The 14,735-nt window shown below is 64.8% G+C and carries 10 protein-coding genes; 3 read left to right on the forward strand and 7 right to left on the reverse strand.

What is annotated here, in order from left to right:
* Nucleotides 1-176: 176 nt before the first annotated feature.
* The gene (malQ, locus tag QX041_RS23350) at nt 177-2,129 is read left to right on the forward strand and encodes a 4-alpha-glucanotransferase (RefSeq protein ID WP_316166623.1); all 1,953 of its coding nucleotides are present in this window, start codon (nt 177-179) and stop codon (nt 2,127-2,129) included.
* Between the two features lie 40 nt (nt 2,130-2,169).
* A complete protein-coding gene (locus QX041_RS23355) occupies nt 2,170-3,981 on the forward strand; it encodes a glycoside hydrolase family 15 protein (RefSeq protein WP_316166624.1) in 1,812 nt (603 codons plus the stop codon).
* Between the two features lie 11 nt (nt 3,982-3,992).
* On the opposite strand, the gene QX041_RS23360 is transcribed toward QX041_RS23355, so the two are convergent.
* From QX041_RS23360 to QX041_RS23390, 7 genes are read right to left on the reverse strand one after another with little or no spacing between them, the layout of a single operon-like run.
* Nucleotides 3,993-4,817, reverse strand: a complete 825-nt coding sequence (locus QX041_RS23360) for an HAD family hydrolase (RefSeq protein ID WP_315718003.1) — start codon at nt 4,815-4,817, stop codon at nt 3,993-3,995.
* A gap of 20 nt (nt 4,818-4,837) precedes the next feature.
* A complete protein-coding gene (locus QX041_RS23365; RefSeq protein ID WP_316166626.1) occupies nt 4,838-5,332 on the reverse strand; it encodes a gluconokinase in 495 nt (164 codons plus the stop codon).
* Nucleotides 5,333-5,354: 22 nt separating this feature from the next.
* Nucleotides 5,355-6,104 (reverse strand): 6-phosphogluconolactonase, encoded by a 750-nt coding sequence (pgl, locus tag QX041_RS23370; RefSeq protein WP_315718005.1) that lies wholly within the window; start codon nt 6,102-6,104, stop codon nt 5,355-5,357.
* Nucleotides 6,105-6,106: 2 nt separating this feature from the next.
* Nucleotides 6,107-7,630: a glucose-6-phosphate dehydrogenase gene (gene zwf / locus QX041_RS23375; protein ID WP_315718006.1), complete on the reverse strand. Its 1,524-nt coding sequence runs from the start codon at nt 7,628-7,630 to the stop codon at nt 6,107-6,109.
* Nucleotides 7,627-8,664 carry a phosphogluconate dehydrogenase (NAD(+)-dependent, decarboxylating) gene (gene gnd, locus QX041_RS23380; protein WP_316166627.1) on the reverse strand — a complete coding sequence of 346 codons (1,038 nt, stop codon included), beginning with the start codon at nt 8,662-8,664 and terminating at the stop codon, nt 7,627-7,629. The genes zwf and gnd overlap by 4 nt, the downstream gene beginning before the upstream one ends.
* 14 nt (nt 8,665-8,678) lie before the next feature.
* Nucleotides 8,679-11,525, reverse strand: a complete 2,847-nt coding sequence (locus tag QX041_RS23385) for a bifunctional transaldolase/phosoglucose isomerase (RefSeq protein WP_316166628.1) — start codon at nt 11,523-11,525, stop codon at nt 8,679-8,681.
* 9 nt (nt 11,526-11,534) lie between these two features.
* Complete coding sequence (locus QX041_RS23390; protein ID WP_316166629.1) at nt 11,535-12,056, reverse strand: hypothetical protein; 522 nt, start codon at nt 12,054-12,056, stop codon at nt 11,535-11,537.
* Nucleotides 12,057-12,658: 602 nt separating this feature from the next.
* Between QX041_RS23390 and QX041_RS23395 the strand changes: the two genes are divergently transcribed.
* Nucleotides 12,659-14,602, forward strand: a complete 1,944-nt coding sequence (locus QX041_RS23395) for a PrkA family serine protein kinase (RefSeq protein WP_315718010.1) — start codon at nt 12,659-12,661, stop codon at nt 14,600-14,602.
* The last annotated feature ends 133 nt before the right edge of the window (nt 14,603-14,735 follow it).

Raw genomic sequence — 14,735 nt, forward strand, 5'->3', positions numbered from 1 at the left:
TAAAACGGCGTCCCGGTTCGCTAGAAACCGAGACGACCCCAAATTACAAAGCCGCAAGGCTCGTTTTGTTCCCCGGGGAACGACGGCCTTGCCGCGGCGTTAGGGGCTTATCCTCTTGCCGTCCCACAACAATTTTACGACGTACGACTTGCCGTTACGTCCAGATCGCGTGCCGAATGGATCTCTACAGCGAAGCCCATGGTCTCGGAATCCTGACAGAATTCTACGATGGTCAGGGGCACCGTCGTGTGACCGACGAAGCGGCCCTCAAGATCATCGTGGAGGCCTTTCCCCGGCCCACGCCGCATCGGCTGCTGAGCGATGCGGTGGTGATTCGCTCCGGGCAGCCCGCGCGCAGCCGCCTGACCGAGGCGGCGAAGCTGCCGGTCAGGTGGACCATCAGGCGTGGCGACGCTGAGATCGCGAAGGGAGACGCCGGCGAGGCCCTGGTCGAGTGGCCGGGTGATCTGCCGGTCGGCAGCTACCGCCTCGAGCTGGTGGATGCGTCGTCGTACCGCGAGGAGCTGCCGCTGCTCGTCGCACCGGCGAAGGCCTTCGCCGGTGATTTCGACCGCGTCTGGCTGCTAGCGGTCCAGCTCTACGGCATTCGATCCGGCCGCAACTGGGGCATGGGCGATTTCACCGACCTTGCCAATCTCATCACGCTTTGCGCCGAAATCGGCGCCGATGGCGTCGGCCTCAATCCGTTGCATGCGCTGTTCGACGATCGGCCGGGCGATTTCAGCCCTTATGCGCCGAACAGCCGGCTGTTCCTGAATGCGCTCTATGTCGATGTCGAGCAGGCCCCGGGCTTCGCGAAGGGGCCCGGCAGCAAGGTGCTGGAGCCGCTGCGGCAGGCCGAGCTGGTGGACTACAAGGGTGTGGCGGCGTTGAAATGGCCGGCCCTGCGTGCCGCCTTCGACGCTTTCATGGCTGCGCCCGACGCCGCGGCCGCTGCGGAGTTCAAGGCCTATCGGGCCGAGCGTGGCGAGCTGCTGGCCCGCTTCACCTGCTTCGAGGTGTTGCGGCATCGCTTCCAGAAGCCCTGGTGGGACTGGCCCGAGGAGTGGCGGCAGCCCGATGCTGCGCGCTGCGCGGCGCTGCTCGGCGGACCCGACCGGAGGGAGGCCGAGTTCATCGCCTATGTGCAATGGCTCGCCGAGCGACAATTGCGCCATTGCCGGGATCTCGCGCATCGGCTGGGAATGAAGGTCGGCTTGTATCTCGACGTCGCGGTCGGCGTTCAATCCGACGGCTTCGATGCCTGGAACGAGCAGGGCGCCATTTCGCGCACGCTCTCCGTCGGGGCGCCGCCCGATCCCTTGAACACGGTCGGGCAGAACTGGGGGCTCGCCGGGTTCAACGCGCCGGGACTGGCGCTGAAGAATTTCGAGCCGTTCCGGGAGATGGTTCGGGCGTCGATGCGGCATGCCGGCGCGATCCGGCTCGACCATGTGCTCGGTTTGAAGCGGCTGTACCTGGTGCCGCACGGATTTCCGGCCAAGCAGGGCGCGTACGTGCAGATGCCGTTCGAGGCGCTGCTGGCCGCGACCGTCATCGAGAGCGTCGCCAATGAATGCATCGTCATCGGCGAGGATCTCGGCACCGTGCCGGAGGGCTTTCGCGAACAGATGGCCGATTGGGGATTGTGGTCCTACAAGGTGATGATCTTCGAACGCGACGACAACGGCCGCTTCCGCGATGTCGACTTCTATCCGCCGAACGCGCTGGTGACGCTGAATACCCACGACCTCTCGACCTACGCCGGCTGGCGCTCGTTCGGCGATCTCAAGACCAAACGCGGGCTGGGCATCGATCCCGGTGAAAGCGACCAGGATCGCTGGGATGCGTTGGGGCTCTGGGACGAGGTGCTCCGCCAACACGGCATTCAAGCCAACGACGTCCACTCAGCGATCGCCTTCCTGTCGCGGACGCGGTCCCGGCTGCTGGTGATTTCCCTGGAGGATCTGCTGGAGGTGGTCGATCAGCCCAATATTCCCGGCACGATCGACGAGCATCCGAATTGGCGCCGCAAGATGCCGATCAAGCTCGAGGACATCGCCGGTGCGACCAGCGTCGCGGCGTTGAAGGCGGCGACCGCCGAACGGATCAGCCCGGCCGGCGTTTAGAACGGGGGGATTGCGGGGGGCAGTTGCACGCGGATGCCAAATGTCCTGCAGGATCGAAGACTACGCCCTGATTGGCGATTGTGAGACGGCTGCCCTGGTGAGCCGGAACGGGTCGATCGACTGGCTGTGCTGGCCGGCGTTCGATTCCGACGCCTGTTTCGCCGGCCTGCTGGGTGATCGCAGCCACGGCCGCTGGCTGATCGAGCCGCGCGGCGACGTCCGATCGACGTCTCGACGTTATCGCGGCGACAGCCTCATCCTCGAGACGCGATACGAAACTGCGACCGGCACCGTCGAGATGATCGATTTCATGCCGCCGCGGGGCAGGGCCTCCGATGTCGTTCGGCTGGTCCGCGGCGTCTCCGGCCGGGTCGCCATGCGGATGGAGCTGATCATCCGCTTCGGGTTCGGCATCGAGATTCCCTGGGTCAAGCGTTCCGAGGATCGCTCCGCGCTGCTCGCCATCTGCGGCCAGGACATGGCGGTGCTGCATACGCCCGTCGCGACCCGCGGCGCGGACATGACCACGGTGGCGGAGTTCGAGGTCGCTGCCGGCGAAACCGTGCCTTTCGTGCTCACCTACGGTCCGTCGCATCTGCCGGCGCCCAAGGCGATCGATCCGGATCAGGCGCTGGATGACACCGAAACGTTCTGGGCCGACTGGTCGCGGCGCTGCACCCATCAGGGCGAGCATCGCGCACTCGTGATGCGCTCGCTGATCACCTTGAAGGCGCTCACCTACGCGCCGACCGGCGGCATCGTCGCGGCGCCGACCACCTCGCTGCCGGAGAAGCTCGGCGGCCGGCGCAACTGGGACTACCGATTCTGCTGGCTGCGTGACGCGACGTTCACGCTGCTCGCGTTGATGAACTCGGGTTACACCGAGGAAGCGCTGGCCTGGCACAACTGGCTGCTGCGCGCCGCGGCGGGCGCTCCCGCCTACATGCAGATCATGTATGGCATCATGGGCCAGCGGCGGCTGATGGAGTGGGAGGCCGAGTGGCTGCCGGGCTACGAGGGTGCCCAGCCGGTGCGGATCGGCAATGCCGCGCATGCGCAGCTCCAGCTCGACGTCTACGGCGAGCTGATGGATGCCTTCCATCAGGCCCGCATGACCAAGCTCAAGCTGGACGACGGCACCTGGGACCTGGAATGCGCGGTGCTCGACCATCTCACCGACGTCTGGGACCAGCCCGACCACGGCATCTGGGAACGCCGCGGCGATGGCCGTCACTACGTGTTCTCCAAGGTGATGACCTGGGTGGCGTTCGATCGCGCGATCAAGAGCGCGGAGAAATTCGGGTTCAAGGCGCCGCTGGAGCGCTGGCGGCGGCTGCGCGAGACGATTCATCACGATGTCTGCGCCAAGGGCTACGACGAAAGCCTCGGCAGCTTCGTCGAGTCCTATGGCTCGCGGCTGCTCGATGCCAGCCTGCTGCTGTTGCCGGCGGTCGGCTTCCTGCCGTGCTCCGATTCGCGCATTCGCGGCACGGTCGACGCGATTGAGGAGCATCTGCTGCGGGACGGCTTCGTGCTCCGGCACGATCCGCGCGAGGTCCCGCCGGACGAGCAGCAGCCGATCGAAGGCGCGTTCCTGGCCTGCACGCTGTGGCTGGCCGACGCCCATGTCCTGGCGGGCGATACGGAGAAGGCCGAGACGCTGTTCCGCCGCGTGGTGAACATCGCCAACGACGTTGGACTGCTGGCCGAAGAATACGACACCGAGGCACGGCGGCAGACCGGCAACTTTCCCCAGGCGCTGACCCATATCGCGCTGATCAACACGGCGCAAAATCTGAGCAGCGCCAAGAAGGCCAGCGACAAACCCGCAAGGCAGCGGTCGGGAGCCTGAGCTGCCGCGCGTCAGCTTGCGGATGAGCCTTGCGCGTTTTCCGCCAGGATCATCTCCATGGCATTGGCAAAGCCTTCGTCCTGATTGGACGTGGTGATGCGCTTGGCTTTGCTCTTCACCTCGTCGCTGGCATTGCCCATGGCGATCGACAATCCGCTCACCTCGAACATCGCGACATCATTGTGCATGTCGCCGATGGTCGCGACCTGGTCGAGCGGAACGCCGAGCCGCTTGGCCATCGCCGTGACGAAGGTGCCCTTGTTGCGCCCGGGCGGAGTGATGTCGAGATAGTAGCTCTGCGAGCGGACCGCCGTCGCCTCGGTCCCCAGCGTCTGCTGCATCTGGCTCTCGCAGTGCGCCAGCAGCTCGAAATCGCTGCTGGCGCCGACGATCTTGCAGGCGTTCGACAGATAGGGGGAGAAATCGTCGACGATCGTCGGCTCCGCGCGTATCGCGCGCCGCTCGTTCGGGACGTACTCGCCGTCCGGATTGCGCGTCAGCCAGGCATCATTGGTGAAGACCCAGATGTCGACCCTGGATTGTTGGAGAAGATCGACGCAGCGCGCGGCGGCCGCGGGCGGGATCAGGCTCTGCTCGAGCGGGCGCATGTCAGCGCCGATGATCGAGCTGCCGTTGAAGGGGCCGACCGGAAGGCTGATCTGCAGCGGCTCGATCAGAAAGCGCATTCCGATCGCTGGGCGGCTCGAGGTGAGCGTGAAGGCGACGCCACATTCGTGCAGCCGTCGCGCCACCTTCGCGGCCCGCTCGGTCAGAACCTTGTCCTTGGTCAGCAGCGTGCCGTCGACGTCGGATACGACGAGAGCGATGCGGGTCATGAGCCCTTCCTGTTCGCGGGTCAGGCGCAGCCCCGACCGGCGTGAAGCTGTTGCATGATGTCGTCCACGATCGCCGCGACTGGCGCGTCGACCGAGACTGTAATGGGACGCTCGGCGGCGTCAGGTGGTTCCAGGGTGGCGAATTGGCTGGCGAGCAGGCCCGGCGGCATGAAGTGCCCCTTGCGATGGCTCATCCGTCTGCCGATCAGCTCCTGACTGCCTTGGAGATAGACCATGCGGACATCGTTACAGCCGCCGACCAGGATATCGCGATAGGCCTTCTTGAGTGCAGAGCAGGCGATGATGATGTGCTGGCCCGCAGTACGGCAACGCGCGATCTCCTGGGCAATCGCCTGCAGCCAGGGCCAGCGATCCTCGTCCGTGAGCGGGTGGCCGGCGCTCATCTTGGCGACGTTTGCGGGCGGGTGAAAGCTGTCGCCATCCTCGAAGCGCCAGCCGAGGCGTTGCCCCAATGTTTTCCCGATCGTGCTCTTGCCGGAGCCGGACACGCCCATGATGACGAGCGCATGGGGCAGGTCAGATGTCGCCACTTCGCCCCTCCGGCCAGGCCTCGCTGTCGATGAGCAGGATCGTCTCCCGATTTGAGCGGGCGCGATTGGCCGGCAGGTCCTCACCGGCCAGCACCCGCGTCATGATCGCGCGCTTGTCGGTACCGGCGATCTCAAACAGCATGGTTCGGCAGGAGGCGAGCGCAGGCAAGGTCAGGCTGATCCGCGGCACGAAGGGAGCGACGTGAGCCTTGTCGACGCCGACGACCCAGCGATCGGCGACATCAACGGCGGGAAAACCGGGGAATAGCGACGCGACATGGCCGTCGGGGCCGATGCCGAGCAGCACAAGGTCGAACAGCGGCCGCGCGGGGGCGAGCCGCCCGGCGCCGTAGAACGCTTCCAGCGTGCGCTGATAGTCGCGGGCACTGGCCTCCGGGTCCGACCTATCGGTCGCGATCGGGTGGATGTTGGCGGCCGGCGCGCAGGCATCGAGGAACGCGTGGCGGGCCATGGTCATGTTGTGCAGGGGATCTCCGGCCGGAACATAGCGCTCGTCGCCGATGAACCAGTGCACGCGCGGCCATGCAATCCGCTCGCGATAGGCGTCCGTCGCCAGCAGCTGATAAAGCTGCCTCGGGCTCGATCCCCCGGTGAGGCAGACGGCTATGGTCCCCGGATTTGCGTCGATGCGGGCCAGGAGATGTTCGGCCGCGACCCTCGCCATCGTCGCCTGGTCCGCGACTCGCACGAGTTTGCGGTTCTGCGGCCCGGCCACGGCTAAATCAGCTTGCGCCAGCTGCGGCCGTCGCGGGCCAGGAGATCGGCCGCCGCCTCAGGTCCCTCGCTGCCGGCCGCGTAGGAATGCAGGCCATCGCGGCCGGCCTTCTTCCACGCCCCGATGAACGGCTCGACGGCCTTCCAGCCGGCCTCGACGCTGTCGGCGCGCTGGAACAGGATGTTGTCGCCGATCATGCAGTCATAGATCAGCGTCTCGTAGCCGGTGGCGGGCTCGGCCTGGAAATAGTCCTTGTAATTGAACTTCATCTGCACGCCATCGGTGCGGATGGTGGGGCCGGGCACCTTGGTGTTGAACTGCAGCGTGATGCTCTGGGTCGGCTCGATGCCGATGACCAGATAGTTCTCGGCCAAGGTCTCGATCGGCGTGCAACTGAACATCGCGAACGGCGCCTGGCGGAACTTGATCGCGACCTCGGTGCGCTTGGCGCCGAGCGCCTTGCCGGTGCGCAGATAGAACGGAACGCCGGCCCAGCGCCAATTGTCGATCGTGAGCTTGAAGGCGGCATAGGTCTCGGTGGTGCTGTTGGGGCGGACGTCCTTGCTCCTCAGATAGTCGGGCAGCTCGGCGTCGCCGATCATGCCAGCCGTGTACTGGCCGCGCACCGAATTGAGCAGCGCCTCCCGTTCGCTCAACGGCTGGATCGCCGACAGCACCTCCGCCTTCTCGGAGCGGACGGTATGCGCATCGAACCGTGCCGGCGGCTCCATCGCCACCAGCGACAGCAATTGGAAGAGATGGTTGGGGACCATGTCGCGCAGCGCGCCGGTCGCGTCGTAGAAGCTGCCGCGCGTGCCGACGCCGAGCTTCTCCTCGACGGTGATCTGCACGTGGTCGATGTGATGCCTGTTCCAGATCGGCTCGAACATGCCATTGGCGAAACGCAGCACCAGGATGTTCTGCACCGTCTCCTTGCCGAGGTAATGATCGATCCGGTAGATCTGGTGCTCGGTCACGAGCTGCAGAAGCTCGTCGTTCAGCTTCTTGGCCGAGGCGAGGTCGGTGCCGAACGGCTTTTCCACCACGAGGCGGCGCCAAGCCTTGCCGTCCTCGCGCAGCAACCCGACGCGCCCGAGCTGTTGCGCGATCGGCGCAAAGGCGCTCGGCGGCGTCGCGAGATAGAACAGCCGATTGCCGTGGGTCTCCCGCGCGGCTTCCAGCTTTTCCAGCTTCGCCTTCAACTGATCGAAGCTTTCCGGCTCCTTCGGATCGGCCTCAATCGCAGTCACGCATTGCAACAGGCGCTGCGCGATCTCATCCTCGATCGGGCGTGTGGCGTATTTGCGTAGGCCTTCCATGAGATTGTCGCGCAGTTGCTCGCTCGACGTGCCCTTGCGGGCAATGCCGACGATGCAGAACCTGTCCGGCAGCAGATGATTGGCCGCGAGATTGTAAAGCGATGGCAAGACGAGCCGATGGGTCAGATCGCCGGTCACACCGAAGATCACGAAGGCGCAAGCGTCAGGCTTCTGATGTTGCGGCTGGTGCGGATGCAGCGGGGTCACGCGCGGTCGTCCCTGGGCTTGACGATCTCGGGCGCGCTCTGGCGCGCCGGGTCTGGGTGCTGTTCAGGCTCCTTGTGCCCGCCAAAGCCTTCGCGCATCGCCGAGAGAATCTTTTCCGCGAAGGTGTGCTCCTGGCGCGAGCGGAAACGGGCGAACAAGGCGGCGGTCAACACCTCGGCCGGCACCGCTTCGTCGATCGCCGCATTCACGGTCCAGCGGCCCTCGCCGGAATCCTCGACATAGCCGGAATATTTCTCCAGACCGGGCTGCCGCGCGAGCGCGCTGGCGGTGAGGTCGAGCAGCCAGGACGGAATGACGCTGCCGCGGCGCCACACCTCGGCGATGTCAGCGAGATCGAAGTCGAAGCGATGCGCCTCGGGCAGCGCCGCGCTGTTCGCATTCCTGAGGATGTCGAAGCCCTCGGCATAGGCCTGCATCAGGCCATATTCGATGCCGTTGTGGATCATCTTGACGAAATGGCCGGCGCCAGTCGGCCCCGCATGGATGTAGCCCTGTTCGACGCGCGGGTCGCGGCCGTCACGGCCCGGTGTGCGCGGGATGTCGCCGATGCCTGGCGCTAGCGTCGCGAAGATCGGATCGAGCCGGTCGACGACCGGCTTGTCGCCGCCGATCATCATGCAGTAGCCGCGGTCGAGGCCCCAGACTCCGCCGGAGGTGCCGACGTCGACGTAGTGCAGACCGCGCTCCTTGAGCGCCTTGCCGCGGCGGACGTCATCCTGCCAGAAACTGTTGCCGCCGTCGATGACGACGTCGTCTCGGCTCATCAGCTTGGTGAGCTGCTCGACGGTGGCTTCCGTGATCTTGCCGGCTGGCAGCATGATCCAGGCGTGCCGCGGGAGGGCGAGTTTGCCGACGAACTCCTCGAGGCTCGCGGCGCCGGTGGCGCCCTCGGAAACCAGCGCGGCGACGGCCTTTGCGTCGCGATCATAGACCACGCAGGCGTGTCCGGCGCGCATCAGGCGGCGCACGATGTTGCCGCCCATCCGCCCGAGACCGATCATTCCCAATTGCATCGACGATGCCCTTCCTAGCTCAGCGCTTCACTGATCGCGCTGTCGAGCATCTTCAGGCCCGATTTCAGATTGCCCTTGAGATGGACCCGAAGAGCCCTACGCCCGCGCTCGGTGAGTACGTCGAAGTCGCCGCGCGCCTGCGCCGCCTTGATCACGCCGAAGCTCGCCTTCTGCCCGGGGATCGGCAGATCCTGGGCATCGTCGGCCGTGATCTGGAGAAACACGCCGCTGTCCGGACCGCCCTTGTAGGCCTGGCCGGTCGAGTGCAGGAAGCGCGGACCGAACTCGGCGCAGGTGGCGAGGTGCTTGGCATCGCGCAGCCTCAGCCGGATCCGCTGCAGCGTGTCGATATTGCCTGCGTTGTGGTCGATATAGCCGAGCAGGGCGATGTAGTCGCCGTCGCCGGCGCGGCCGAGATGCGCCTTCAGCCAGGACGCGAGCGTGCCGTCGGCGCCATGCTCGCGCAGGCTCTCGACGTTCTGTGCATCCGTGTAGAGCTCGCAGCCCTTGATCGAGACCACCGGCTCCTCGGCCGGCAGCGCGCCGCTCTGCTCGAACGCCGCCGTCAGTTCGCGGGTCTTGATCTTGGCCGATTCGACGTCGGGCTGGTCGAACGGGTTGATGCCGAGCACGGCGCCGGCAACGGCGGTCGCCATTTCGAAGCGGAAGAATTCCTGGCCGAGCTGGTCGATCGACTTCATGACGATGCGCACGACCGGATGGCCGGCCTCCTCGAGCGCGGCGAGCTTTGCATCATGGCCGGCCACGTCGTCGCCGCCGATCCTGATGTCGATGAAGAAGCGATCATGACCGTAGACCTCGGGCGAGGCGACTGGCTCGCCATCGATCGGGATGAGGCCCTTGCCTTCCTTGCCCGTGGACTCCGCGATCAACTGCTCGGCCCAGGCACCGAAATCGGCGATCTTGGGCGAGGCGAAGATCGTTATCTTGTCGCGGCCTTCGAGGCCGGCGAGACCCATCGCCAAGCCGAGCTGAACGCCCGGGTTCTGCAGCGGCGGCACGTCGGGCCCGCAGGAGCGCACCATTGACAGCGCCTGCGTAATCAGCCTGCGCACGTCGATGCCGGCGGTGGCGGCCGGCACCAGGCCGAACGGCGACAGCACCGAATAGCGGCCGCCGATGGTCGGCTCGCCGTGGAAGATGCGGGCGAAGCCTTGCGCCTTGGCCGCCTTCTCCAGCGACGAGCCGGGATCGGTCACGGCAATGAAGCGATGGCCGGCCTTCTTCGGCCCGATCGCCTCGGAGACGCGCGCGAAGAAGTAGTCCTTCATCGCGTTCGGCTCGGTGGTGCCGCCCGACTTCGAGGAGACGATGAACACCGTACGGGTGATGTCGATCGCCTTCTCCATCGCGCGCACCTGCGCGGGGTCGGTGGAATCGAGTACGTGCAGCCTGGGGAAGCCGGCCCTGCGCGGGAACGTCTCGGCGAGCACTTCCGGCCCGAGGCTGGAGCCGCCCATGCCGAGGACCACGGCGTCGGAAAACTTCTGTCCCTTCACCCGCTGCGCATAGTCCTCATAATCGCCGATATCGGCTTTCTCCGCGCTGGTCAGCCAGCCCAGCCATTTGTGCTCGTCATGGCCGGTCCAGACGGTCGCATCCTTATACCAGAGCCGGCGGATCCTGGCGTCCTTGCGCCAGTCCTCGGTAGCGGAGGCGACCTTCTTCTCGAGATCAGCAGCAACGGCGATCGTCTGCTGCCCAAGTCCTGTCCCCAGCACGACGGCGCGCTTGTGCGCAACCGCGCCGTAGAGCTTGTCGGCGGCGTCCGCGAACTGCCTGACGCCGTCGACCACGAGATCTGCGGTGATGTCGTCGAGCGAGATGCCGGTCTTCGCCAGATGCTCCAGGGCGGCCTGGGCGGCATCGACGTCTTCCTCCAGACTGTCGCGCACCTCTCCGTGATCGCGGAAGGCGTCCAGCGTGGCCGGCGGCACAGTGTTGACGGTGTTCGGCCCGATCAGCTCCTCGACATAGAGGACATCGCTGTAATCCTTGTTCTTGGTACCTGTGGAGGCCCAGAGCAGCCGCTGCGGCTTGGCGCCTTGCTCGGCCAGCCGCTCCCAGCGCGCGCCTGCGAACAGCCGCTTGTAATCCTGATACGCCATCTTGGCGTTGGCGATGGCGATCCTGCCCTTGAGCGCCGCCAGCCGCTCCTTCTCCGAGGGATCGTTGGCCTGGGCGATCTTCTCGTCCAGTTGCTTGTCGACCACGCTGTCGATGCGGCTGACGAAGAACGACGCCACGCTGGCGACATGCGACGGATCGCCGCCGGCGCCGACGTAGGCCTCGAGGCCGGCAATGTAGGCTTCGGCGACCTGCCGGTAGACGTCTTGCGAAAACAGCAAGGTGATGTTGACGCTGATGCCCTTGGAGATCAGGTGCTGGATGGCCGGCAGGCAGGCGTCGGTCGCCGGCACCTTGATCATCAGATTCTTGCGGTCGACCGCCTTCCAGAGCTGTTCGGCCTCGGTGATGGTCGCTTTGCTGTCCATCGCCAGATAGGGCGAGACTTCGAGGCTGACGAAGCCGTCATTGCCATCGAAGCGGTCGTAGACCGGCCGCAGCACGTCGGCAGCATTCTGGATGTCCTCGACGGCGACGGCCTCGAACAGCTGCGTCGGCGATCGATCGCCGTTCTTCAGCGCCGTGGCGATCGGCGCGTCATATTCATCGGAGCTGCCGATCGCCTTCTCGAAAATCGCGGGATTCGAGGTGACGCCCTTGACGCCATCCTCATCGATCAGCCGCTTCAGGTCGCCTTTGGCGACGAAGCCGCGTGCGAGGAAATCGAGCCAGACCGCCTGGCCGTGTTCTTCGAGAGCTTTGACCGGATTCATGATGCCTATCTATGTGCGTCGGCTTGCTTTTTCGGGTTCCCGCCTGGCGGCCTGCCAGGTCGTGGACGTCACATGAACAACTATGCGCCAGCCCACAGGAGAACGCCATTCATAATGGATTGATCCCTCTGGAATCCCAAGAGCTTCGCGCCGGGCTCGACGTGCCGGCGGCGCGCGCCCCGCGGGAGACGTGCAGGCAGCCTGAAGCCTGCTGCCGACCGTTCGACCAAGGCGTGGCGAAGGTTCGCCAAGCGCGGCCAGCGTTCGGCTCGCGTCGGCCTCCGCGACACCCGCGCGCCGGAGGTCTCCCATCGTCGCGAGCAAATGCCGTCGATCAAACCTTCTCCGCCTTGCAATGCCGGAAAGCGGCCACATGTGTTCTGGGTAATGGTGCCTCACGTCACGGATCAAGGCGAGCGTCTTGCGATTGTCGCGTCGGCTGCGGCTCGTGATCGGCGGATAACCCATGATGCTTTCTGCTTGCAGACATTCGGTGGCGAGCCGCAACCTGATCATGGCAATGATCAGCATCGAGTGATCCGTCCGGTTTCGGCCGCGCGTTACGTCACGGCATTCGGTTCTAGCGGTGAACATGTGTGCAGATGGCTGTGAGATGCGCGCGTTCATCGCTCGCCTGATCACGATGGCGTCGCGTGAGCGATGGTTGATGTGCTCGCAGCGGGGCCATCTGTTCGACCACCGTGGCCGGCGCGCATCATGTCGCTCCGCGAATGAGACATTCGCTGCCTGGCGCAGCTGCGCGACCGTTGGCGTTCACTCGCGGTTCACTTCCGGAAGACAGACTGATCCCGGTGCTGTCTCGCCGCCAGTTCACGTGGCTTCACAACACCTTGTGCGGCGCAGGAAGACTACGGTGCCGGGGTATTGCGGATGTTGCGAAGCAGAGACAATGGGGTACAAATGGAGAGAGTCGGCCGGCTTTTGCCGAACTATTGAGCGAAGTGCATGTTGATAGGGCATATGCTGCATGCACTTTGCGTTGCGGAAAAGGACGAAGACGGTGCCCAATGGGGGCTAGCGCGCTTCACTCTGAGTCGGTTCGGGATCAGCAGGAACGTACTTGGATCTCGGCCCGTTGCAGCAGTGCAGCGGAACCTACGTGGAGAGGGATCATGTACAACGATTCGTTGTTCAACGCGTTCGCAAGGTCGTTCGAGGCACGCAGCCAGACCGACATGTCGATGCAGGAATATCTAGAATCGTGTCGAACCGACCCGATGCGATACGCGAACGCCGCTGAACGACTACTAGCTGCGATCGGTGAGCCTCAGATGATCGATACGGCCAAGGACCCACGCCTTGGCCGTATTTTTTTGAACCGGACGGTTCGGCTGTATCCCGCGTTCGCCGGCTTCTACGGCATGGAAGACACGATCGAGCGCATCGTCGGCTTCTTCCGGCACGCCGCGCAGGGTCTCGAAGAGCGCAAGCAGATCCTCTATCTGCTCGGACCGGTCGGCGGCGGCAAGTCGTCGCTCGCCGAACGGTTGAAGCAGTTGATGGAAACTCATCCGATCTACGTGCTCAAGGCGGGAGATGAGTTGAGCCCCGTGTTCGAGTCGCCGCTCGGCCTGTTCGATCCCGACACGCTGGGCCCGATGCTCGAGGAGAAATACGGCATTCCGCGCCGCCGCCTGTCGGGCCTGATGAGCCCGTGGTGCTACAAGCGGCTCGAAGCCTTCGGCGGCGACATCTCGCAGTTCCGCGTCGCCAAGATCCAGCCGTCGCGGCTGCGCCAGATCGGCATCGCCAAGACCGAGCCCGGCGACGAGAACAACCAGGACATCTCCTCGCTGGTCGGCAAGGTCGACATCCGCAAGCTCGAAACCTACGCCCAGAACGATCCCGACGCCTACTCCTATTCGGGCGGCCTCAACCGCGCCAACCAGGGCATCCTCGAATTCGTCGAGATGTTCAAGGCGCCGATCAAGATGCTGCATCCGCTGCTGACGGCGACGCAGGAGGGCAACTATATCGGCACCGAGAACATCGGCGCGATTCCCTACAATGGCGTGATCCTCGCCCACTCCAACGAGGCGGAGTGGCAGAGCTTCAAGACCAACAAGAACAACGAGGCCTTCATCGACCGCATCTGCGTCATCAAGGTGCCGTACTGCCTGCGCGTCACCGAGGAGCGCAAGATCTATGAGAAGCTGATCCAGGGCTCCGAGCTCTCCGCCGCGCCGTGCGCGCCCGCGACCTTGGACACGCTCGCCAGATTCTCGGTGATGTCGCGCCTGCGCAAGCACGAGAATTCGACGTTGTACGCCAAGATGCGGGTCTATGACGGCGAGAGCCTCAAGGAGTCCGATCCGAAGGCGCGCAGCGTGCAGGAATATCGCGACGCCGCCGGCGTCGACGAGGGCATGGACGGCATCTCCACGCGCTTTGCCTTCAAGGTGCTGGCTGCGACCTACAATCACGACACGGCGGAAGTGTCGGCCGATGCCGTGCATCTGATGTACGTGCTGGAACAGTCGATCAAGCGCGAGCAACTGCCCGAGGAGATCGAGAAGCGCTACCTCGAATTCATCAAGGCGGATCTGGCGCCGCGCTACGCCGAGTTCATCGGTCACGAGATCCAGAAGGCCTATCTGGAATCCTACTCCGATTACGGCCAGAACCTGTTCGACCGCTACGTCGACTACGCCGATGCCTGGATCGAGGATCAGGACTTCAAGGATCCCGATACGGGACAGCTGCTCAATCGCGAGCTGCTGAACCAGGAGCTGACCAAGATCGAGAAGCCGGCCGGGATCGCCAACCCGAAGGATTTCCGCAACGAGGTTGTCAAGTTCTCGCTGCGCTTCCGGGCCCAGAATGGTGGCAAAAATCCGTCCTGGACCTCCTACGAAAAGATCCGCGAAGTCATCGAAAAGAGGATATTCTCGCAGGTCGAGGATCTGCTTCCGGTCATCTCGTTCGGTACCAAGAAGGACGGCGAGACCGAGAAGAAGCACGACGACTTCGTCGCGCGCATGGTCGAACGCGGCTACACCGAGCGGCAGGTCCGCCGGCTGGTCGAGTGGTACATGCGCGTGAAGCAGGCCGGTTGATCGTGGTCCGGCGCCGATGTTCACTGCAGGTGCGGCAGGCCATCGGTCTGACGTCGGCGCCAGGGCTACGAAACGAGCGAAACGTTCGACGCTGAGCTTCGCTGGGAGGCGTCGGACAGGCAGAGGGTGCCGT

This window comes from Bradyrhizobium sp. SZCCHNRI2009, assembly GCF_032485115.1.
Classification (GTDB): domain Bacteria; phylum Pseudomonadota; class Alphaproteobacteria; order Rhizobiales; family Xanthobacteraceae; genus Bradyrhizobium.

Coding starts and splice junctions, on each gene's coding strand:
- malQ (WP_316166623.1), top strand. CDS start 177: ATGGATCTCTACAGCGAAGCCCATGGTCTCGGAATCCTGACAGAATTC.
- QX041_RS23355 (WP_316166624.1), top strand. CDS start 2,170: ATGTCCTGCAGGATCGAAGACTACGCCCTGATTGGCGATTGTGAGACG.
- QX041_RS23360 (WP_315718003.1), bottom strand. CDS start 4,817: ATGACCCGCATCGCTCTCGTCGTATCCGACGTCGACGGCACGCTGCTG.
- QX041_RS23365 (WP_316166626.1), bottom strand. CDS start 5,332: ATGGGCGTGTCCGGCTCCGGCAAGAGCACGATCGGGAAAACATTGGGG.
- gnd (WP_316166627.1), bottom strand. CDS start 8,664: ATGCAATTGGGAATGATCGGTCTCGGGCGGATGGGCGGCAACATCGTG.
- QX041_RS23385 (WP_316166628.1), bottom strand. CDS start 11,525: ATGAATCCGGTCAAAGCTCTCGAAGAACACGGCCAGGCGGTCTGGCTC.
- QX041_RS23390 (WP_316166629.1), bottom strand. CDS start 12,056: ATGCTGATCATTGCCATGATCAGGTTGCGGCTCGCCACCGAATGTCTG.
- QX041_RS23395 (WP_315718010.1), top strand. CDS start 12,659: ATGTACAACGATTCGTTGTTCAACGCGTTCGCAAGGTCGTTCGAGGCA.